Annotated in this window: 18 protein-coding genes and 1 tRNA gene; 11 read left to right on the forward strand and 8 right to left on the reverse strand. The window is 68.3% G+C overall.

The window, feature by feature from the left end:
• Positions 1 to 38: 38 nt before the first annotated feature.
• The 6 genes from LVJ59_RS13085 to LVJ59_RS13110 form a co-directional block, all read right to left on the reverse strand.
• Positions 39 to 1,466, reverse strand: a complete 1,428-nt coding sequence (locus LVJ59_RS13085) for a dicarboxylate/amino acid:cation symporter (RefSeq protein WP_232763390.1) — start codon at positions 1,464 to 1,466, stop codon at positions 39 to 41.
• Between the two features lie 125 nt (positions 1,467 to 1,591).
• Positions 1,592 to 2,044 (reverse strand): TA system VapC family ribonuclease toxin, encoded by a 453-nt coding sequence (locus LVJ59_RS13090; RefSeq protein ID WP_232763391.1) that lies wholly within the window; start codon positions 2,042 to 2,044, stop codon positions 1,592 to 1,594.
• Positions 2,041 to 2,286 (reverse strand): CopG family transcriptional regulator, encoded by a 246-nt coding sequence (locus tag LVJ59_RS13095; RefSeq protein WP_134352264.1) that lies wholly within the window; start codon positions 2,284 to 2,286, stop codon positions 2,041 to 2,043. The genes LVJ59_RS13090 and LVJ59_RS13095 overlap by 4 nt, the downstream gene beginning before the upstream one ends.
• Positions 2,287 to 2,325: 39 nt before the next feature.
• A complete protein-coding gene (locus LVJ59_RS13100) occupies positions 2,326 to 2,562 on the reverse strand; it encodes a helix-turn-helix transcriptional regulator (RefSeq protein ID WP_232763392.1) in 237 nt (78 codons plus the stop codon).
• A complete protein-coding gene (locus tag LVJ59_RS13105; RefSeq protein WP_047520270.1) occupies positions 2,559 to 3,197 on the reverse strand; it encodes a hypothetical protein in 639 nt (212 codons plus the stop codon). The genes LVJ59_RS13100 and LVJ59_RS13105 overlap by 4 nt, the downstream gene beginning before the upstream one ends.
• On the reverse strand, positions 3,197 to 3,820 hold the full coding sequence (locus LVJ59_RS13110) for a hypothetical protein (RefSeq protein WP_232763393.1): 624 nt from the start codon (positions 3,818 to 3,820) through the stop codon (positions 3,197 to 3,199). Before LVJ59_RS13110 ends, LVJ59_RS13105 begins: the two co-directional genes overlap by 1 nt.
• A gap of 176 nt (positions 3,821 to 3,996) precedes the next feature.
• On the opposite strand from LVJ59_RS13110, the gene LVJ59_RS13115 reads away from it, so the two are divergent.
• The 4 genes from LVJ59_RS13115 (at position 3,997) to LVJ59_RS13130 (ending at position 8,670) form a co-directional block, all read left to right on the forward strand.
• Positions 3,997 to 6,528: an ATP-dependent Clp protease ATP-binding subunit gene (locus tag LVJ59_RS13115; protein ID WP_047520266.1), complete on the forward strand. Its 2,532-nt coding sequence runs from the start codon at positions 3,997 to 3,999 to the stop codon at positions 6,526 to 6,528.
• Positions 6,529 to 6,705: 177 nt separating this feature from the next.
• Positions 6,706 to 7,206, forward strand: coding sequence for an amino-acid N-acetyltransferase (locus LVJ59_RS13120; RefSeq protein WP_047520264.1), 501 nt, complete (start codon positions 6,706 to 6,708; stop codon positions 7,204 to 7,206).
• A gap of 70 nt (positions 7,207 to 7,276) precedes the next feature.
• Positions 7,277 to 7,921: a hypothetical protein gene (locus LVJ59_RS13125; RefSeq protein WP_131492236.1), complete on the forward strand. Its 645-nt coding sequence runs from the start codon at positions 7,277 to 7,279 to the stop codon at positions 7,919 to 7,921.
• A 338-nt stretch (positions 7,922 to 8,259) separates the two neighbouring features.
• The gene (locus LVJ59_RS13130; protein ID WP_047520260.1) at positions 8,260 to 8,670 is read left to right on the forward strand and encodes a hypothetical protein; all 411 of its coding nucleotides are present in this window, start codon (positions 8,260 to 8,262) and stop codon (positions 8,668 to 8,670) included.
• Between the two features lie 57 nt (positions 8,671 to 8,727).
• Here LVJ59_RS13130 and radA read toward each other — a convergent pair whose 3' ends face one another.
• Positions 8,728 to 10,095 carry a DNA repair protein RadA gene (gene radA / locus LVJ59_RS13135; RefSeq protein WP_047520255.1) on the reverse strand — a complete coding sequence of 456 codons (1,368 nt, stop codon included), beginning with the start codon at positions 10,093 to 10,095 and terminating at the stop codon, positions 8,728 to 8,730.
• A 101-nt stretch (positions 10,096 to 10,196) separates the two neighbouring features.
• Here radA and LVJ59_RS13140 point away from each other — a divergent pair, with 101 nt between their 5' ends.
• From LVJ59_RS13140 to cydC, 5 genes are read left to right on the forward strand one after another with little or no spacing between them, the layout of a single operon-like run.
• On the forward strand, positions 10,197 to 10,871 hold the full coding sequence (locus tag LVJ59_RS13140) for a helix-turn-helix domain-containing protein (protein WP_047520253.1): 675 nt from the start codon (positions 10,197 to 10,199) through the stop codon (positions 10,869 to 10,871).
• Entirely contained in the window at positions 10,858 to 12,273 is a 1,416-nt protein-coding gene (locus LVJ59_RS13145) for a cytochrome ubiquinol oxidase subunit I (protein WP_131492238.1), read from the forward strand. The genes LVJ59_RS13140 and LVJ59_RS13145 overlap by 14 nt, the downstream gene beginning before the upstream one ends.
• A 14-nt stretch (positions 12,274 to 12,287) precedes the next feature.
• On the forward strand, positions 12,288 to 13,316 hold the full coding sequence (gene cydB / locus LVJ59_RS13150) for a cytochrome d ubiquinol oxidase subunit II (protein WP_047520250.1): 1,029 nt from the start codon (positions 12,288 to 12,290) through the stop codon (positions 13,314 to 13,316).
• A complete protein-coding gene (gene cydD / locus LVJ59_RS13155) occupies positions 13,313 to 14,971 on the forward strand; it encodes a thiol reductant ABC exporter subunit CydD (protein WP_232763394.1) in 1,659 nt (552 codons plus the stop codon). Before cydB ends, cydD begins: the two co-directional genes overlap by 4 nt.
• Positions 14,968 to 16,635 (forward strand): thiol reductant ABC exporter subunit CydC, encoded by a 1,668-nt coding sequence (cydC, locus tag LVJ59_RS13160; protein ID WP_232763395.1) that lies wholly within the window; start codon positions 14,968 to 14,970, stop codon positions 16,633 to 16,635. The genes cydD and cydC overlap by 4 nt, the downstream gene beginning before the upstream one ends.
• Before the next feature lie 36 nt (positions 16,636 to 16,671).
• Here cydC and LVJ59_RS13165 read toward each other — a convergent pair whose 3' ends face one another.
• A complete protein-coding gene (locus LVJ59_RS13165) occupies positions 16,672 to 17,448 on the reverse strand; it encodes a hypothetical protein (protein WP_232763396.1) in 777 nt (258 codons plus the stop codon).
• A gap of 132 nt (positions 17,449 to 17,580) precedes the next feature.
• Here LVJ59_RS13165 and LVJ59_RS13170 point away from each other — a divergent pair, with 132 nt between their 5' ends.
• The gene (locus LVJ59_RS13170) at positions 17,581 to 18,627 is read left to right on the forward strand and encodes a hypothetical protein (RefSeq protein WP_232763397.1); all 1,047 of its coding nucleotides are present in this window, start codon (positions 17,581 to 17,583) and stop codon (positions 18,625 to 18,627) included.
• A 54-nt stretch (positions 18,628 to 18,681) separates the two neighbouring features.
• Positions 18,682 to 18,772, forward strand: a tRNA-Ser gene (locus LVJ59_RS13175).
• Positions 18,773 to 18,774: the final 2 nt, after the last annotated feature.

An 18,774-nucleotide genomic window follows, 5' to 3' on the forward strand; every position in this document is an offset into this window, starting at 1 on the left:
GAGGGGGACGGGGCGCTCTGCGTGAGGCGGAACCGCGGTCAGCGGGCGCCGACCGGCTCCTTGTCGGAGGAGGTGTCCGCTTCCGGGGTGCCCTCGTCGTCTCCGGAGTCGTCGGCGAAGGGGAGGCCTTCGCGCGGAGCGTTGTAGAGCTCCTCGTTCAGGATGCCTTCGCGCTTGGCGACGATCGTCGGGATCAGTGCCTGGCCGGCCACGTTGACCGCGGTGCGGCCCATGTCGAGGATCGGGTCGATCGCGAGCAGGAGTCCGACGCCCTCGAGCGGCAGGCCGAGAGTCGACAGTGTCAGGGTGAGCATCACGACGGCGCCCGTGGTGCCCGCGGTGGCGGCGGAGCCGACGACCGAGACGATCACGATCAGCAGGTACTGCACGAAGTTCAGCTCGATGCCGAAGAACTGAGCGACGAAGATCGCGGCGATGGCGGGGTAGATCGCCGCGCAGCCGTCCATCTTGGTGGTCGCACCGAGCGGGACGGCGAACGACGCGTAGGAGCGGGGCACGCCGAGGTTGCGCTCGGTGACGCGCTCGGTGAGGGGCAGCGTGCCGATCGACGAGCGGCTGACGAAGGCGAGCTGCACGGCCGGCCAGACACCGGAGAAGTACTGCTTGATCGACAGGCCGTGCGTGCGCACCAGGACCGGGTAGACGACGAAGAGCACCAGCGCGAGGCCGATGTAGACCGCAGCCGCGAACCAGCCGAGGGAGGCCAGCTTCTCCCAGCCGTACTTGATCACGGCCGAGCCGATGAGGCCGAAGGTGCCGATCGGGGCGATGCGGATGATCCACCACAGCACGCGCTGGATGACCTTCAGCAGCGACTCGGTGAAGATGAGGAACGGCTCGGCCTTCTTGCCGGCCTTGAGAGCGGCGATGCCGACGACGGCCGCCACCACGATGACCTGCAGGATGTTGAAGCCGACGTTCGACGAGAAGGTGCCCTCGACAGCACCGGGCGAGGTGCTGACGGTGAGGCCGAGGAAGTTCTGCGGGATCAGGCCGAGGAGGAAGTTCCACCAGGTGCCGACCGTGTACGGGTCCCCGGGCTCGAGGCCGTCACCGGCGCGGTTGCCGGGCTGGATCACGAGGCCGAGGACGATACCGATGATGACGGCGATGAAGGCGGTGATCGCGAACCAGAGGATCGTCTGACCGGCCAGGCGGGCGGCGTTCTGCACCCGTCGCAGGTTTGAGATGCTGGCGACGATCGCCGTGAAGATCAGCGGGACGACGGCGGCACGCAGCAGCGTGACGTACGAGCTGCCGATCGTGTCGAGGGTCGCGGACAGGCCGGTCGGGTTCTCGGCGGTGGCGCCGAGTTGGCGGCCGATCAGACCGGCGGCGATGCCGAGGACGAGGGCGGCGAGGATCTGGAAGCCGAACGACGTCAGCAGCTTCCGGACCGGTCCGCGGGTGTCAGGCGCCTTCTGCGCGCGTGCGGTGGTGCTCATGGGGTGGGGACTCCAGGATCGCGGTGCGCCGGGTGCGCGCCATGAGGCTCAACGCTAGGACTCCCTGGGAATTCCCTGGGTGGATATGACGAAGGATGACGTGGTTCCTCCCGACGATCGTCGGGTCACCGGGAACCGTCGGCGCGCGCGTCCGTCGCCGGGTCGAACCACCTGAGGTCGGGGAACCGGCCGAATCCGCGGTCACGCGTGGCGAGGCGTGCACCGTTCGCCAGAGTCAACGCGGCGATGTACGCGTCGGGGACGAGGTTCCCTCGGATGCCCTGGTCGACCGCGGTGAGAGCTTCGAGTCGGTTCCAGGACGGTGCCCCGGCCGTGAGCCAGTGGGTGCGCGGAGCGGCGACGAGGCTGTGGGCGAAGGCCATCGCGGCGTCGATCGGTGCGGGCACGGTGCTGATTCGGGGGTGGGTGACGATGCGGACGAATCCGCTGAGGATCGTGTCGGAGACGCCGATCGCTTCGCGGGTCAGGGCCTCGTTGAGCCAGGGCGCGTAGGTCTGATGCTCTGCGGAGTCGGCGCGGAATGCGTAGACGAGGATGTTGACGTCGGGAACGATCATCGGATCGAGGTCTCTTCCAGCGCGTCCCACAGGGCGTCACGGTCGTCGATGTTGACGAGGAACCGTGATGTGCGCGGGTCGCCGAAGGTCGGCAGGGGCTCGCTGGGCGCAGGGGATGGACGCTTCGCCAGGTGCTCGCGGAGGGCCTCTTCGATGAAGCTCGTGAAGGTCAGGCCCTCTGCGGCGGCGCGCGCCTTAGCTTCGGTCGCGAGTGCCTCGGAGAGATTCAACGTGGTGCGCATACAGATGAGCATACGCGTGTGCGCAGACATCTGCTCGGATCAGCGCGAGGCGATCACCAACAGGTCGCCGACCTCGCAGTCGAGCGCTTCGCAGATCGCCCGCAGCGTCGAGTAGCGGATGGCGCGGGCGCGGTCGTTCTTGAGCACCGACAGGTTCACGATGCTCACCCCGACCGTGGCGCTGAGCTCCGTGAGGGTCATGCCTCTCTCTGCGAGTAGCTCGTCGAGCCGGCAGTGGATGCCGGTGAACTCGTCGTCGCTCTCCGCCGGGCTCACACCAGTCCCTCCGTCTCCTTCTGGAGCGCCGCCTTCTCCTGTTGGAGACGGATGCCGCGGCGGAACGCGACGGCGATCAGGCCGACCGTCACCCCGGTGGCGAAGATCGGCGCGATGGTCCAGAACTCGATCGGGTGCACGGGCTCTCCGTCGCCGATGCCGAGCGCGGTGGTCACGCCGTTGCGCCCCATCGTCTCGAGCATGACGATCAGGATGGGGGCGGCGACGAGTGTCCAGCCGATCACGTCGAAGGCACGTGCGTTTCCGCGAACGAAGAAGCGTCCGCGGAGGAAGTTCCAGGCGACCAGCGTCACTGACGCGATGATCAGGACAGCTGCGAGAGTCCACAGAGCGATGGCGGCGATGATGGCGGTGACCGACACCACGTTCACATCGGTCGCGAAGACCATCGCATCCTGCGCGATCCCCTCGATGGAGAGGGCGCCGGAGTCGGTCGTCGCGGAGATCGGCTGCTCGTCGATCGGGATCGACCACGCGATTCCGGAGTCGCGGAAAGTGCTGCCGATGCGGAGCACCGTGGCGATGACAACCGTGATGAGCGCCGCGGCGGCGTAGAGGATCACGGTGATGGCATCTGCCGTTTCGGAGCGGGTGGGGGTGGCGGTGCTGAGCATCAGACGAGTCCTTCCGTGTCACGTTCGAGGCGTCGACCGATCTCGAAGACACCGGCGATGAGGGCGAGGGCGAACGCCCAGCCGACCGGGGCGAGGTCGAACTGCACCAGCAGGGTCCACAGCACGTCCTCGACGGCGGGATCCGCGGCGGCCAGGTCCTGGACGATCATCGCCCGCCCGATCCCGCCGGCCAGCTGCCCGAGGAGCGCTCCGGCGAGCATCAGGCAGGCGGCGAGGCCGAAGATCCACCCGAGCGACGCACGGAAAGGTCGCGAGCGGATGAGGGACACGCCCAGCCACCAGACCCCCGCGCACAGCGCCATCGTGGCGAGTGCCGGGAGCGCGACCTCGAGGAGCAGCATCCAGCGAGCGCCGGCGGTCATCGTCGAGAACGTGACGAGGGCGGAGTCGACCGTCGCCGCGCTCACGCCGGAGACGTCATCGAGTGCGGTCAGGTCGACGTCGTGGATCGGCATGAGCACCGCAGGCGCCGCGCCGAACATCTCGAACGCGGCGGAGGCGACCGCGAAGATCGCGCCGATCCCGACGCTCACGGCGCCGGTGGCGATGAGTCCGAGGGCGATCCCGTCGGCGAGTGAGGGGCGTCCTTGTCTGGTGAGCATCCCTGTCTCCTTGAGGTTGGTTGTTATCGACATTCGTTAACATAACGACTGTCGATAACTCGGTCAACCCCCGGTATGCCCACGGCGAACACGGGCATACGCGCCCGATGTGGTGGTTACTCTCGATGTACAAGCGCTTCACGCGTCTTCGCCCCGTGCGAATAAGGAGTCACAGCATGTTCGAGAGATTCACGGACCGAGCCCGTCGAGTGGTCGTCCTCGCCCAAGAAGAGGCGAAGATGCTCAACCACAACTACATCGGGACCGAGCACATCCTGCTCGGCCTCATCCACGAGGGTGAAGGCGTCGCCGCCAAGGCCCTCGAGAGCCTCGGCATCTCCCTCGACGCCGTGCGCGAGCAGGTGCAGGACATCATCGGCCAGGGTCAGCAGCAGCCGACCGGGCACATCCCGTTCACGCCTCGTGCCAAGAAGGTGCTCGAGCTCAGCCTCCGCGAGGCCCTGCAGCTCGGCCACAACTACATCGGCACGGAGCACATCCTGCTCGGCCTCATCCGCGAGGGCGAGGGCGTCGCCGCTCAGGTGCTCGTCAAGCTCGGTGCCGACCTCAACAAGGTCCGCCAGCAGGTGATCCAGCTGCTCTCCGGTGCCCCGGGGCGCGAGCCGGCCTCCGTCGGCGCGCAGACGAACGACTCGCCGGCCGGTGCCCAGGGCGGCTCTGCCGTGCTCGACCAGTTCGGACGCAACCTCACCCAGGCCGCGCGCGACAACAAGCTCGACCCGGTCATCGGGCGCGAGAAGGAGGCGGAGCGGGTCATGCAGATCCTCTCCCGCCGCTCGAAGAACAACCCGGTCCTGATCGGTGAGCCCGGCGTCGGCAAGACCGCCGTCGTCGAGGGCCTGGCCCAGGCGATCGTCAAGGGCGATGTGCCCGAGACCCTGAAGGACAAGCAGCTCTACTCGCTCGACCTCGGTTCGCTCATCGCCGGTTCCCGCTACCGCGGTGACTTCGAGGAGCGCCTGAAGAAGGTCACCAAGGAGATCCGCACGCGCGGCGACATCATCGTCTTCATCGACGAGATCCACACCCTCGTGGGTGCGGGTGCCGCCGAAGGGGCGATCGACGCGGCCAGCATCCTGAAGCCGCTCCTCGCGCGTGGCGAGCTGCAGACGATCGGTGCCACGACGCTCGACGAGTACCGCAAGCACTTCGAGAAGGATGCCGCGCTCGAGCGCCGCTTCCAGCCGGTGCAGGTCAACGAGCCGACGCTGCCGCACGCGATCAACATCCTCAAGGGGCTGCGCGACCGCTACGAGGCGCACCACAAGGTGCAGATCACCGATGGCGCCATCGTGGCCGCGGCGAACCTCGCCGACCGCTACGTCTCCGACCGCTTCCTTCCGGACAAGGCCATCGACCTGATCGACGAGGCCGGCGCACGCCTGCGTCTGTCGATCCTGTCGAGCCCGCCCGAGCTGCGGGAGTTCGACGAGAAGATCGCCGCCGTGCGCGAGCAGAAGGAGATCGCGTCCGAGGAGCAGGACTTCGAGAAGGCCGCCTCCCTGCGCGATGAGGAGAAGAGCCTTCTCGCCGAGCGTCTCCGCCTCGAGAAGCAGTGGCGTGCAGGCGACGTCGCGACCTCCGCGGTCGTCGACGAGGGTCTGATCGCCGAGGTGCTCGCTCAGGCCACCGGCATCCCCGTCTTCAAGCTCACGGAAGAGGAGTCCAGCCGACTCGTCTTCATGGAGAAGGCCCTGCACCAGCGCGTCATCGGTCAGGAGGAGGCGATCGCCGCTCTCTCCAAGACGATCCGCCGTCAGCGTGCCGGTCTCAAGGACCCGAAGCGTCCTTCGGGCTCGTTCATCTTCGCCGGCCCCACCGGTGTCGGAAAGACCGAGCTCGCCAAGGCCCTCGCCGAGTTCCTGTTCGACGACGAGGCCGCGCTGATCTCCCTCGACATGAGCGAGTTCGGCGAGAAGCACACCGTCTCGCGTCTGTTCGGTGCCCCTCCCGGGTTCGTCGGATTCGAAGAGGGCGGCCAGCTCACCGAGAAGGTGCGGCGCAAGCCGTTCAGCGTGGTGCTCTTCGATGAGATCGAGAAGGCCCACCCCGACATCTTCAACTCGCTGCTGCAGATCCTCGAAGAGGGTCGGCTCACCGACGGTCAGGGTCGGATCGTGGACTTCAAGAACACGGTCATCATCATGACCACCAACCTCGGTGCCCGTGACATCGCAGGCGGCCCCGTCGGCTTCCAGATCGAGGGCAACGACTCGACCAGCTACGACCGGATGAAGGGCAAGGTGAACGAAGAGCTCAAGCGGCACTTCAAGCCCGAGTTCCTGAACCGTGTCGACGACATCATCGTGTTCCCGCAGCTCTCGAAGGAGGAGCTGGTGCAGATCGTGGATCTGTTCACCAAGCGCCTCGGCGAGCGTCTGCTGGACCGCGACATGACGATCGAGCTGTCGCAGGCCGCCAAGGAGCGTCTGATCGAGATCGGCTTCGACCCGGCGCTCGGCGCCCGACCGCTGCGTCGCGCGATGCAGCACGAGGTCGAGGACCGTCTGTCCGAGAAGATCCTTCACGGCGAGCTCAACTCGGGTGACCACGTGAAGGTCGATGCGAAGGACGGGCAGTTCCTGTTCGAGCACGGCCCGCGCGGCGAGAAGGTCGCGGTCGGCGTCAACACCGGTGGCGGTGCGATCGCCGGCACTCCCGACCTGGCGGTCGCCAGCGGCGAGTAAGTCAGACAGAACCACGAGGGGGCGGATGCTGCGGCATCCGCCCCTTTCCTGTGTCCCGGCCCCTCCTGCGAAAACTCAGACGGGATGCGATCGCCCGGGCGCGTCATGCACACGACGCGCCGTACCGCGAGCGAACCGTCTGGGTTTTCGCAGGGGCATGGGTCATAGGCTTGTGCCGTGAGCGAGTACATCGTCCGACCGGCGCGCAGCGCCGACGTCATCGGCATCCGCAACCTCCTGCAGCCCCTCGTGGAGCAGCGCATCCTGCTCGGCAAGGACCTCGCGGTGCTCTACGGATCCGTGCAGGAGTTCGTCGTGGCGGAGGCGGACGGGGTGCTGATCGGCTGCGGTGCGCTGCACGTGATCTGGGAGGATCTGGGCGAGGTGCGCACCCTGCTCGTGCGCGACGACTGGCTGCACCACGGAGTCGGTCGGGCCATCGTCGACCGACTGGAGGAGACGGCGCGGATGCTTGGGCTCTCCCGCCTGTTCTGCCTCACCTTCGAGGTCGAGTTCTTCAGCCGTCGGGGCTTCACGCCCATCGGGGAGCAGGTCGTCGACCCCGACGTCTACTCCCAACTGCTGCGCAGCGGTGACGCCGGTGTCGAGGAGTTCCTCGACCTCGCCCACGTCAAGCCCAACACGCTCGGCAACACACGCATGCTCAAAGTGCTCTGAGGCGCCTCCTGCTCGACGACCGTCCGTGGGCCTCCCCGGTTGTGCAGGTGCGATCGCTTAGCCTGGAGATATGCCCCGTCGTTCCGCCGCCGTCTACCGCCGTCGGCGACTGGTCGTCATCGGCGGGCTCGTCCTGCTCCTCGCGGCCATCGGCGTCGGGGTGTGGCTGCTGATCGCGAAGCCGTGGGCTTCCGCCGAGACCGGTCCGAAGCCGTCGGCGTCCTCATCGGAGACCTCCACGCCCTCACCGTCGCCCGGGACGGCGTCTCCTTCTCCGGATCCGTCGGCCTCGCAGACACCCGCGATCGTCGCCTGTGAGGCGAAGGATGTCGAAGTCGCCGCGGTGGCCGATGCGGAGACCTATGCCGCCGGAGTCCTGCCGAAGCTCTCGATCTCCTTGACCAACAAGAGCACGAAGGACTGCACGATCGACGTCGGATCGACGACGCAGGTGTTCACGGTGTCCAGCGGTTCGGATGTGTGGTGGCGCTCGACCGACTGCCAGAAGGACCCGAGCAGCATGATCGCGACGCTCACCGCCGGGACCACCGTCACGAGCAAGGATCCGGTGACGTGGGATCGGACGCGTTCGAGCGTCGAGACCTGTGACCAGGAGAATCGTCAGCGCGCGCCCGGCGGGGGAGCCTCGTACCATGTCGAGGTGTCGATCGGCGGCTTCACGAGCCCCAGCACCGTGCAGATCCTGCTGTACTAGCGGCCTCCGTCTTCGAAGCGACGGTGACAGGAAGCATTCGAAATGCGTCGTCATCTGCCCTATGGGGTGCGAATCGCGGCGATGTGAGCATCGTTCGCCGCATGATGCTGACAGGTGCTCATCTTTGGGATACCATTGAGATGACTCTCCGCATCATGCGGCACAAGCCATCCCCAGTGGCGTCGAACTACAGCGTCCCCAGCGCTTCGACATCGCCGCTCGAGAGTCCGAGGGCCCTCTCGAGTACCCCAGTCCCCAATGTGGGACTCGAGAGGGCCCCAATCGTCTCCGCGGTCGATTCCGCGCGCCGCGTCGTCCTCCGTGAATAAGCTGGAGACATGGCAGCGAAGAAGTCGAAGACCTCGAAGAAGAAGCCCGCACCCGAGGACTTCCGCTCGGATGCCCTGGCTCAGGCTCTCGAGAAGCAGGATGTCGCTGCGGTCGCTCTCGCTCTGCGCCACGGCACCACGGTCGTGCCGCTGATCACCCCGGGCGCGCGCGACAACCCGCTCGACAGCGGGGAGGTGTGGACGTACCGCGACCCGAAGACGGGTGATCTGGCCCTGCTGCTGTTCAGCGATGCGAAGAACAAGCCGGCCAACCTGCCGCCCGGCGTCGGGATCTACACCGCGGACTGGCTGCGCAAGTTCCTCTCCGCGCACCCGATCACGACGGTGTTCCTGGACATCGCCGGCCCGCACCCCATGCAGGCCGATCCCGCCGAGCTGCTCAAGGCGCTCGACGCCTGAGACGGTCTGCGGCAGGCGCAGCGGCTCCCGGGCGGACCAGAACGGCTCCCGGGCGGATCAGAACGGCGGGATGTCGCGGTCGGATCGGCGTGAGGTGTTGCGCGCCCGCACATCGCCGAGCGCGGCACGGAGGGTCTTCGAGCGGTCGTCGACGACCTGCTCGTATCCGAGTCGCGCCGCCTCGGACCGCCGCTGCGCGGCCTGGGTCACCGGGCGGATCTCGCCGGCGAGGCTGAGTTCACCGACCGCTGCGACGGTTCGCGGCACCGCGATCTGCTGGATGGAGCCGGCGACGGCGATCGCGATGGCGAGATCGGCGGCGGGCTCCGTGAAGCGCACGCCTCCGACGGTCGACACATAGACGTCGAGAGTCCCGGTGGGGATGCCGGCGCGGCGTTCGAGGATGGCCAGCACCATCGCCACGCGCGAGGAGTCGAGGCCATGGACGATGCGGCGCGGGTTCGGAGCGTTGCTGGGCACGGTGAGGGCCTGCACCTCGACGGGGAGCGCCCGGCGGCCCTCGAGCGAGATCGCGACGCAGGTTCCGGGTTCGGTCGCGCCCTGAGAGAGGAAGAGCCCCGAGGGATCGGGGACCTCGGCGATGCCGTCGCCCGTCATCTCGAAGCAGCCGACCTCGTCGGTCGGACCGAAGCGGTTCTTGAGAGCGCGGATGAAGCGCAGCGACGTCTGCCGATCCCCTTCGAAGTGGCAGACGACGTCGACCAGATGTTCGAGGACCCGGGGGCCGGCGACCTGGCCGTCTTTCGTGACATGACCGACGATGATGATCGGCAGATCGCGGTCCTTCGCCACGCGGATCAGCGTCGCAGCGACCTCGCGGACCTGGCTCGGCTGACCGGCCGCACCGTCGATCAGCGACGAGGAGACGGTCTGCACGGAGTCGACGATCACCAGCTGCGGCTTGACCTCGTCGATGTGCCCCAGGATGGTCGCCAGGTCGGTCTCGCTCGCCAGGTACAGTTCGTCGTGCAACGCTCCGGTGCGCTCGGCGCGAAGGCGGACCTGCCCCGGAGATTCCTCGGCGCTCGCATACAGGACTCGCCGCCCGCCGCGGGCTGCTTGGGCGGCCACCTCCAGCAGCAGCGTGGACTTGCCCACACCGGGCTCACCGCTGAGCAGGATCGCGGCGCCGGGGACCACGCCACCGCCGAGCACGCGGTCGAACTCCCCGACCCCGCTCGAGCGCCGCGGTGCGTCCTGCGTCGTGATCTGCGTGATCGGTCGTGCCGTCCGCTCGGCGCTCGGTGCGACCGGACCCACGCGGCGGAGGATGCCGGTCTGCGCCGCCTGTTCCTGCACCGTGCCCCACTGCTGGCACTCCCCGCAGCGTCCGACCCACTTCGCGGTCGTCCAGCCGCATTCCGTGCAGACGTAGGCGGGAGGAGCGGGTTTTCGGGTGGCCATGCTCTCAGGCTATCGGCGGGATCGGACATCCCTATCGGCCAGGTGTTTATTCACGGCCCGTACCTCTGGGTAAACCCGCGATCTCACGGAATACTGGTGACATGGCCAACGGCGGGCCCGTCTGCGGGCCGATCTCGAGCTACTCCCGGGTGCAGATCCTGCACTTGCTCTTCGAAGCGGGAAGTTCGCAGACCCGAGCCGCCGTGTCGATCGCGGAGCTGTGCGAGGCGACCGGACTCCACGCGAACACGGTCCGTGAGCACCTGCAGCGCCTGATCGAAGGCGGGTACGTGATCCCGACGATCGAGCACCGCACCACGCGGGGGCGTCCGCGCACGCTGTACAGCGCGGCCACCGGAGCTCCGGGTGCCTCCAGCCCGGTCGCGCGCGACAAGGCCAAGGCGGCTGCTCGTCGGGGCGACCTGATGCGCAGCATGCTGCCGGACTCGGCGCCCGACCTCGGCCGTGAAGCCACCTATCAGCTCGACGCGCTCGTGGAGCACCTGGAGGAGAGCGGCTTCGAGCCCGTGGTCGACGACCGCCGGCTCACGGTCGACCTCAGCCCGTGCCCGCACGCGGCGGGCCGTTCCGAAGACCGCCCGATGCTCTGCCGTGTGCACCTCGAGCTCATGCAGAGCGTGTTGAACGAGGCCGGTGGACCCCTCGAAGCCGAGTGCGTCCGCGATGCCGTCCTCGCATCGGACTGCACCGTCCAGCTGCGTGACAGCACGAGGCAGCGGCAGCACAGAACAGGAGTCGTGCATGGAATGGCTTGATCCGCTCGCGCTCGCCCGATGGCAATTCGGGTTGACCACGGTCTATCACTACCTCTTCGTCCCCCTGACGATCGGCATGGCGCTGATCGCCGCGATCTTCCAGACCGCATGGGTGCGCACCGGCAAGGTCCAGTACCTGCACCTGACCCGCTTCTTCGGCAAGATCTTCCTCATCAACTTCGCGATGGGCGTCGTCACCGGCATCGTGCAGGAGTTCCAGTTCGGCATGAACTGGTCGGACTACTCCCGCTTCGTCGGCGACGTGTTCGGTGCTCCGCTCGCCTTCGAGGGCCTGCTGGCGTTCTTCTTCGAGGCGACCTTCATCGGTCTCTGGATCTTCGGCTGGGACAAGCTCCCGCAGAAGCTGCACCTGGCCACCATCTGGTGCGTGTCGATCGGCAGCATCCTGTCGGCGTACTTCATCATCGCGGCCAACGCGTTCATGCAGAACCCGGTCGGCTACACGTTCAACCCCGAGACCAACCGGGCCGAGCTCACCGACTTCTGGGCGCTGCTGACCAACCCGGTCGCGCTGGCCGCGTTCCCGCACACGATCTTCGGCGCGCTGATGTTCGCGGCCGGTGTCGTGATCTCGGTCTCCGCCTGGCACCTCGCTCGCGGACAGCACTTCGACACCATGCGCATCTCGCTGAAGTTCGGACTGTGGGCGATGATCGTCTCGACCGCGGGTGTCGTGCTCACGGGTGACCAGCTCGGCCTGGCGATGTACGCCGCGCAACCCATGAAGATGGCTGCGGCTGAAGCGACCTTCAACACGGTGTGCGGACCGGACGCGTCGTTCAGCCTGTTCACCCTCGGCACCCCGGACGGCAGTTCCGAACTGTTCTCGATCCGCGTCCCCTACCTGCTGTCCCTGCTGTCGACGCATACGCTCGACGCGTGTGTGCACGGCATCAACGACCTGAACGCCGAGTACGCCCAGACCTACGCCGCCACCGGTCTGACGGACTTCGCCCCGATCCTGTGGGTCACCTACTGGGCGTTCCGCTGGATGATCGGCCTGGGCATGGCCGCCGCGCTCGTGGCCGTCGCCGGCCTGTGGCTCACCCGCAAGGGCGCCAAGAAGCCCCCGGCACCGTGGATGTGGAAGCTCGCGATCTGGTCGTTCCCGCTCGCGCTCGTCGCCAACATCATGGGATGGGTCTTCACGGAGATGGGCCGACAGCCCTGGATCGTGTTCGGGCTCATGACCACGCAGGACGGCGTCTCGCCGGGCGTCAGCGGGCTCGAGGTGCTGATATCGCTCATCGCGTTCACCGCGATCTACGCGGCCCTCGCCGTGGTCGAGGTCCGACTCATCGTCAAGGCCGCGCAGAAGGGCCCGGACACCGAAGAACAACCGCATGACGAGACGGCCCAGCTGCCGTCGGTCGTCTACTGAGGGGGAGGAGCATCATGGATCTCGCAACACTCTGGTTCTTCATCGTCGCGTTCTTCTTCGTGGGCTACTTCGTACTCGACGGGTTCGACTTCGGCGTCGGCATGTCGCTGCCGTTCCTCGGCAAGAACGATGTCTCGCGCCGTCAGGTCATCAACACGATCGGTCCGGTCTGGGACCTCAACGAGACGTGGGTCATCGTCGCCGGTGCCGTGCTGTTCGCGTCGTTCCCCGAGTGGTACGCCACCCTGTTCAGCGGTTTCTACCTGCCGCTGCTGCTGATCCTGCTGGCGCTGATCCTGCGCGGGGTGTCCTTCGAGTACCGGCACCAGCGCGACAGCGTGAAGTGGAAGGCCGGATTCGACCGGATGATCGTGATCGGGTCCGCCGTTCCCGCTCTGCTCTGGGGCGTCGCCTTCGGCAACATCGTGCAGGGGGTGGCGATCGATGAGAACCACATCTACGTCGGCGGCTTCTTCTCGCTGCTGAACCCGTACGCGCTGCTGGTCGGCGTCACCACGTTGCTGCTGTTCTTCCTGCACGGTGTGCTGTTCGTCGCTCTCAAGACCGATGGACAGGTGCACGAGGATGCGCAGAAGCTGGCGAAGAAGGCTGCTCTTCCGACGATCCTCGTCGCGGCCGGAACGGTGATCTGGACGGTGGCGATCGCGATGGGCCGCGAGGCTCCGCTGCTCTGGCTCGTCATCGGCACCGGGGTGCTCGCGGCGGTCAGCCTGATCGCGGCCGTCGGGTTCTCGCTCGTCCGACGTGACGGGTGGGCCTTCTTCTCCGGGATGCTCACGGTGATGTTCGCCGTGGTCATGCTCTTCTCGGCGCTGTTCCCGTTCGTGATGCCCTCGACGATCGACCCGGCGTACAGCCTGACGATCGCGAACGCATCCAGCACCCCGTACACGCTGCAGATCATGAGCTGGACGGCCCTGATCGCGATGCCGCTCGTGCTCGCGTACCAGGCCTGGACGTACTGGGTCTTCCGCAAGCGCGTCACTCGGAAATCCATCGAGGGGGCACCGGCGCACGCGTGAAACCCGTCGATCCAAGACTGCTGCGCTACGCGGGTGCCGCGAGGGGATTCCTCGCGGCATCCGCGTTGATCGGCGTGGTCCAGACGGCGGTCGTGATCGTGTTCGCCTGGCTGCTGACGGATGCGGTGACCGGGGCGATCGCCGGGCGCGACGTCACGGCTTCCCTGCTCTGGCTGCTGGTCACGGCACTGCTTCGCGGTGTGCTCATCGCCGCGTCCGATGCGGCGGGCACCCGTGCTGCGGCGAAGACCGGCATGCAGCTGCGATCCGCGTTGATCGCGGCGGTGGGGCGGCTCGGACCGGGGTGGCTGGCGCAGCGGAACCAGACCGAACTCGCGGTGACCGCCGGCCATGGTCTGGAAGCGCTGGACGCCTACTTCGCGCGCTACATCCCGCAGCTCGTGCTGACCGTCATCGCGACGCCCGTGCTGGTCGCGGTGATGTGGTGGCAGGACTGGCCGAGCGGTCTCACCGCTCTCATCACGCTGCCGCTGATCCCGCTGTTCCTCATCCTGATCGGGATGGCGACGCGCACGGTGCAGAAGCGGCAGTGGCAGACGTTGCAGCGGCTCGCGGCCCGGTTCGCCGACACGGTGCAGGGACTCTCGACGCTGCGGCTCTTCGGGCGCGACCGGCGCGCGGCGGACCGCATCGAGGTCACGGCAGACGAGTACCGGCGCGAGACCATGAAGGTGCTGCGGTTCTCGTTCCTGTCCGGGTTCGCGATGGAGCTGCTGGCCTCGATCGCGGTCGCCCTGATCGCCGTGTCGGTCGGATTCCGGCTGTTGTCGGGGGACCTCACGCTCGAGGTGGGGCTATTCGTGCTGCTGCTCGCGCCCGAGGCGTTCCTGCCGATCCGACAGGTGGGGGTGCAGTTCCACGCCGCGGCCGAGGGCGTCGCCGCGACCGAGGACGTGTTCGAGGTGCTCGATGCGGCGCGGACAGGTGCACGGATGCAGGAGCTTCCGACGGATGCCGGACGAATCGCCGTCGAAGCTTCCGACATCCGTCCATCCGTCGTGCAGGTGGACCGACTGGAAGGCGCGGCGCTCGTGGTCGAGGGGGTGCAGGTGCGCGATCTGCGCCCGGTGTCCTTCACCGCGACGCCGGGGACGATCACGCTGATCGAGGGACCCAGTGGCTCGGGCAAGTCGTCGCTTCTCGCGGCGCTGCGGGGCGCTGCCGACTATGAGGGGACGGCCGTGTTCGCCGGGCAGAGTCTTCGCGGGCTCGCTCCGGCCGGGTGGCTGGCCTGGGCAGGGCAAGCACCGGGGCTGATGCGCGGCACGGTCGCAGACAACGTCGCCCTCGGAGACCCGGCACCGGATGCCGGCCGCGTCCGCGCAGCGCTGGATGAGGCACGCGCCGAGAGCATCGACGCGGCACTCGAACTCGGTGTGCAGGGGAGTGGGCTCTCGGGCGGTCAGGCGCAGCGGGTGGCCGTGGCGCGCGCGCTGTACCGGCAGCAGACCGATCCCGGACGTGTGCTCGCCCTGGACGAGCCCTCGAGCGCGCTGGACCCGGAGACCGAGGAACGGTTGTGGCAGTCGTTGAGGGCGCGGGCGGATGCCGGAGCGACGATCCTGCTCGTGTCGCACCGGCGGTCGGCGCGCCGCATCGCGGATCAGGTCGTGGCGCTGGGGGTGGACGCATGACCGAGCTGACGCGCGGACAGCGGGTCCGCAGCATCCTTCGGCTCGCGCAGCCGTCGGTCGGACGCTTCATGCCGGGTCTCATCTGGGGTGTGCTGTCCGCGGCGGCCGCCGTGAGCCTGCTCGCGGTCAGTGGCTGGCTGATCGTGAGCGCCTCGATCGTCGACTCGCTGGTTCCGCTGTCGATCGCCGTGGTCGGCGTCCGGTTCTTCGCTGTGTCGCGCGCCGTCACCCGCTACCTCGAACGGCTGAGCGGGCATGATGCGGCGCTGCGTCAGCTCGCCTCCACACGCGCCGACATGGTGCGTCGGTTGATCCCGCTCTCGCCGGCCGGGCTCGGCTCGACCGACCGCGGTCAAGTGCTCACGGCCCTCGTCGACGACGTCGAGAACCTGCAGAACCTCCCGCTGCGGGTGGTACAGCCGCTGGGGGTCGCGGCGCTCGTCGCGGTGAGTGCCGTCGGTTTCATCGCGTTCGTCTCGCCGCCCGCCGCCCTCACCCTCGCCGTCTGCCTGCTGGTCGCCGCGGCCGCGGCGATCGGACTCGGCTGGGTGTTCGGCTCCCGCGCCGAAGCACTCGTGTCCGCGCGTCGGGCTGAGCTCTCGGCGGCGCTGGTCGATTACTTCGCGAGCCTCGATGTCCTCCTCGCGTATGGGGCGGAGGAGCAGGCGCGGGCACGGATCGCCGCAGCCGACGGGGAGTTGCGTCAGCTCGTCTCCCGCGCATCGCTGGCGCAGGCCGTCGCTGCCGGGGTGGTCTCCGCGGTCGCCGGAGCGGCGTCGGTGTGGGCGCTCGCCGCCGCGTCGCCCGGCCTCGTCGACGGGGCGATCGACGGGCCGTGGTTGGCCGTGGCGGTGCTGGTGCCGATGGTGGTGTTCGAGATCTTCGGCGCCGTGCCGATCGCTGCGGCGTCGTGGCGGAGTGTCCGATCGAGTGCGGAGCGCATCGTCGACGTGCTCCCCGACCGGATGCCGCAGGAGCTGCGTTCCGACGCGGGTGAAGACGTCGAGTTCGACGGCACTCCGGCGGTCCGGATGCGCGACGTGCGCGCGTCCTGGCCGGGGGGAACCCCGGCGCTCTCCGGCGTCGACCTCGATCTCCGACCCGGTGAGCGGGTGCTGGTGACGGGATCGAGCGGGGCCGGGAAGAGTTCGTTGGCCGCGGCCCTCGTCGGTTTCCTCCGCGTGGAGGGCGAGTACCGGATCGGGGACCGCGACGCAACGGAGTTGTCCGGTCCGACGCTGCGCCGGGTCATCGGCCTGTGTGAGCAGAGCCCTCAGCTGTTCGACGAGGACATCCGTCAGAACCTTCTCTTCGCGCGCGACACCGCGGATGATGAGGAACTCTTCGCCGTGCTCGACCGGGTGGGGCTCGGGGAGTGGGCGCGGGAGCGCGGCGGTCTCGATGCGCGGGTCGGCGACCGTGGGGCACTGGTGTCCGGCGGGCAGGCGCAGCGGATCGCTCTCGCCCGGGCCCTGCTGCGCGGCTTCCCGGTGCTGGTGCTCGACGAGCCGACGGCCGGGGTTGACCCCGAGGCGTCCGACGCCCTGCTGCGTGATCTGCTGGCCGCAGCGGGGTCGCAGTCCGTGCTGCTGATCTCGCACGTGGTGCCGCCCGCGGGCACCGTCGACCGTGTGGTGCGACTCGACGGCGGACGCACGCTCTGAGCGAGGAACGCGGGCCGGTCAGGGCGGCCTTGCGGGTCAGGCGTTCATGTCGACGGGCGGTTCCATCACGATGCCCTGCGCTTCGAAGGCACGGCGGCGCTCTTCGATGCGGCGGTGCAACTCGACCTGCGCCTCATCGACGAACTGCGGGTCGAGGTCGACGGTGGGCGGATGCGGGTCGCCTTGGTTCGCCGCGATGTACGCGTCGAGTTCGGGGCCGCTGGTCCAGGAGGTGATGAGCGCGTAGCGGGGTGCGGTGCCGCGATGCCAGACCGCGTGCCAGAAGCGCTGGGTGTCGACGATGATGCGCGAGCCGGCGCGGAGCGGCAGCCGGACCTCGGTCGCCGGGTCGAAGCGGTCGGCGCGCAGGATGAGCATCGACTCGGTGTCGTCGGACAGATTGAAGAACCCGCGGACGACCCAGCCGGTGCCGTCTTCGTTGAGGCGGTTGTTGTCATCCTGGTGCAGATTGTAGATCGCATCGGCGTACTCGTTCGGTTGCAACTCGATCACGCGGCACCGTCCGATGCCCGCGCCGGGCTCCAGCGCGCGACGCTGCAGGGTGGGCGCGATCGCCACCTGGGAGTCGATCCACACGCCGTCCTTGTCGGTGCGCGGCGGCGTGTGGTTCCAGAAGCCGTTGCAGTCCACGTCGCCCGCGTAGCTGGCGAGCGGGGCGAAGCGCGTGACGCCGGAGGAGCGCCAGCGGACGTATTCCAGGTCGAGCCATTCGGCGGGGTCGCCCGGTGCGGAGTGATCGTCGAGGACCACATAGCCGGTGTCGGCCAGCGCCTCCGAGGTGATGAAGCCCATGCTGCGTACCCTTCCCGTCATCGCTGCCCCCACAGGCGGCGGGTTCTTAGGACATCCTAACTCTTCGGACGTCTCGCCGCCCGGTGGCCGGCCGGGGAAAAGCGCGGAATCCCGCGCCGATATCCTGGGGTGATGACTCAGCCGCAGGGCGCCCTCCTCGTGGGCAGTGTGAACTTCGACGATGCCGAGACGACGATCCGCACAGCCGTGGATGTGCTCGGCGCCCGCCTCCGGCGCATCCCGGACGGAGAGGTCGGCAAACGATTCCACTGGATCATGTTCCAGCCCGATGTGATCGGCCAGGCCGAGGGGATCGAGCGCATCGGCGACGAGCCCATCCCGTTCCCGGCCGGGATCGACGCCCGTGGCCTGCGCATCGGCGAGGGCGTGGACGCAGCGAGCATCGAACTTCCCGCGCTCGGATACGCGGCCGCGGCGATCGAGTCGTACGCGGTGTTCACGCGCCTCCGCGAGGATGGTGCGGTTCCGGCCGATGTGCGCTTCCAGGTGTCGCTGCCGACACCGCTCGCCGTGATCTCCTCCTTCTTCCGAGGGGATGACCGGGCGGCCATCGAGCCCGTCTACACCGCCGCGATCCTGCGTGAGCTCGATGCGATCCTCGCCGCGATCCCGCACGACGACCTTGCTGTGCAGTGGGATGTGGCCAGCGAGATGGGCATCATCGAGCGAGCAGCCGGTTACGGAGCGGTCATGGAGGCCTGGTGGCCCGGTGATCCGTTCGACGGCCTCGTCGCGCGGCTGGCTCGCCTCATCGACGCGGTTCCCGCAGACGTGGAGGCCGGCGTGCACCTCTGCTACGGCGACGCGGGGGAGAAGCACTTCATCGAGCCGACCGATTCCGCGAACCTGGTCCGCTACGCGAACGCGGTCCTGGCGGCGACGGCGCGTCCTCTCACCTGGCTGCACCTGCCGGTGCCGATCGAGCGCGACGATGAGGGCTACTTCGCCCCTCTCGCCGACCTCGCGCCCGTCGAAGAGCTGTACCTCGGACTCGTCCACCGCGAAGACGGCGCGGAAGGAGCCGCGCGCCGTGTCGCCGCCGCCCGCCCGTTCGCGGAGCGGTTCGGGGTCGCCACCGAGTGCGGCATCGGCCGCGCGCCCGCGGGATCGACCGAGGGCATCCTGCGAACGCACGCAGAGGTCGCCGCCGCCTGGTGAACGCTCTCGGCGCCCGATTCGCGCGCTCGCCCGCTCTCGCGTAAGCTATTCCGCGGTGACGTGTCCGAGCGGCCGAAGGTGCAACTCTCGAAAAGTTGTGTAGGGTAACCCCCTACCGTGGGTTCAAATCCCACCGTCACCGCCATG

The sequence above is a fragment of the Microbacterium sp. KKR3/1 genome, assembly GCF_021272365.1.
GTDB lineage: Bacteria > Actinomycetota > Actinomycetes > Actinomycetales > Microbacteriaceae > Microbacterium > Microbacterium aurugineum.

Excerpts from the sequence above, each read along its gene's own strand:
- LVJ59_RS13085 (WP_232763390.1), bottom strand. The coding sequence starts at position 1,466 with ATGAGCACCACCGCACGCGCGCAGAAGGCGCCTGACACCCGCGGACCG.
- LVJ59_RS13090 (WP_232763391.1), bottom strand. The coding sequence starts at position 2,044 with ATGATCGTTCCCGACGTCAACATCCTCGTCTACGCATTCCGCGCCGAC.
- LVJ59_RS13095 (WP_134352264.1), bottom strand. The coding sequence starts at position 2,286 with ATGCGCACCACGTTGAATCTCTCCGAGGCACTCGCGACCGAAGCTAAG.
- LVJ59_RS13105 (WP_047520270.1), bottom strand. The coding sequence starts at position 3,197 with ATGCTCAGCACCGCCACCCCCACCCGCTCCGAAACGGCAGATGCCATC.
- LVJ59_RS13110 (WP_232763393.1), bottom strand. The coding sequence starts at position 3,820 with ATGCTCACCAGACAAGGACGCCCCTCACTCGCCGACGGGATCGCCCTC.
- LVJ59_RS13115 (WP_047520266.1), top strand. The coding sequence starts at position 3,997 with ATGTTCGAGAGATTCACGGACCGAGCCCGTCGAGTGGTCGTCCTCGCC.
- LVJ59_RS13125 (WP_131492236.1), top strand. The coding sequence starts at position 7,277 with ATGCCCCGTCGTTCCGCCGCCGTCTACCGCCGTCGGCGACTGGTCGTC.
- LVJ59_RS13130 (WP_047520260.1), top strand. The coding sequence starts at position 8,260 with ATGGCAGCGAAGAAGTCGAAGACCTCGAAGAAGAAGCCCGCACCCGAG.
- radA (WP_047520255.1), bottom strand. The coding sequence starts at position 10,095 with ATGGCCACCCGAAAACCCGCTCCTCCCGCCTACGTCTGCACGGAATGC.
- LVJ59_RS13140 (WP_047520253.1), top strand. The coding sequence starts at position 10,197 with ATGGCCAACGGCGGGCCCGTCTGCGGGCCGATCTCGAGCTACTCCCGG.
- LVJ59_RS13145 (WP_131492238.1), top strand. The coding sequence starts at position 10,858 with ATGGAATGGCTTGATCCGCTCGCGCTCGCCCGATGGCAATTCGGGTTG.
- cydB (WP_047520250.1), top strand. The coding sequence starts at position 12,288 with ATGGATCTCGCAACACTCTGGTTCTTCATCGTCGCGTTCTTCTTCGTG.
- cydC (WP_232763395.1), top strand. The coding sequence starts at position 14,968 with ATGACCGAGCTGACGCGCGGACAGCGGGTCCGCAGCATCCTTCGGCTC.
- LVJ59_RS13165 (WP_232763396.1), bottom strand. The coding sequence starts at position 17,448 with ATGGGCTTCATCACCTCGGAGGCGCTGGCCGACACCGGCTATGTGGTC.
- LVJ59_RS13170 (WP_232763397.1), top strand. The coding sequence starts at position 17,581 with ATGACTCAGCCGCAGGGCGCCCTCCTCGTGGGCAGTGTGAACTTCGAC.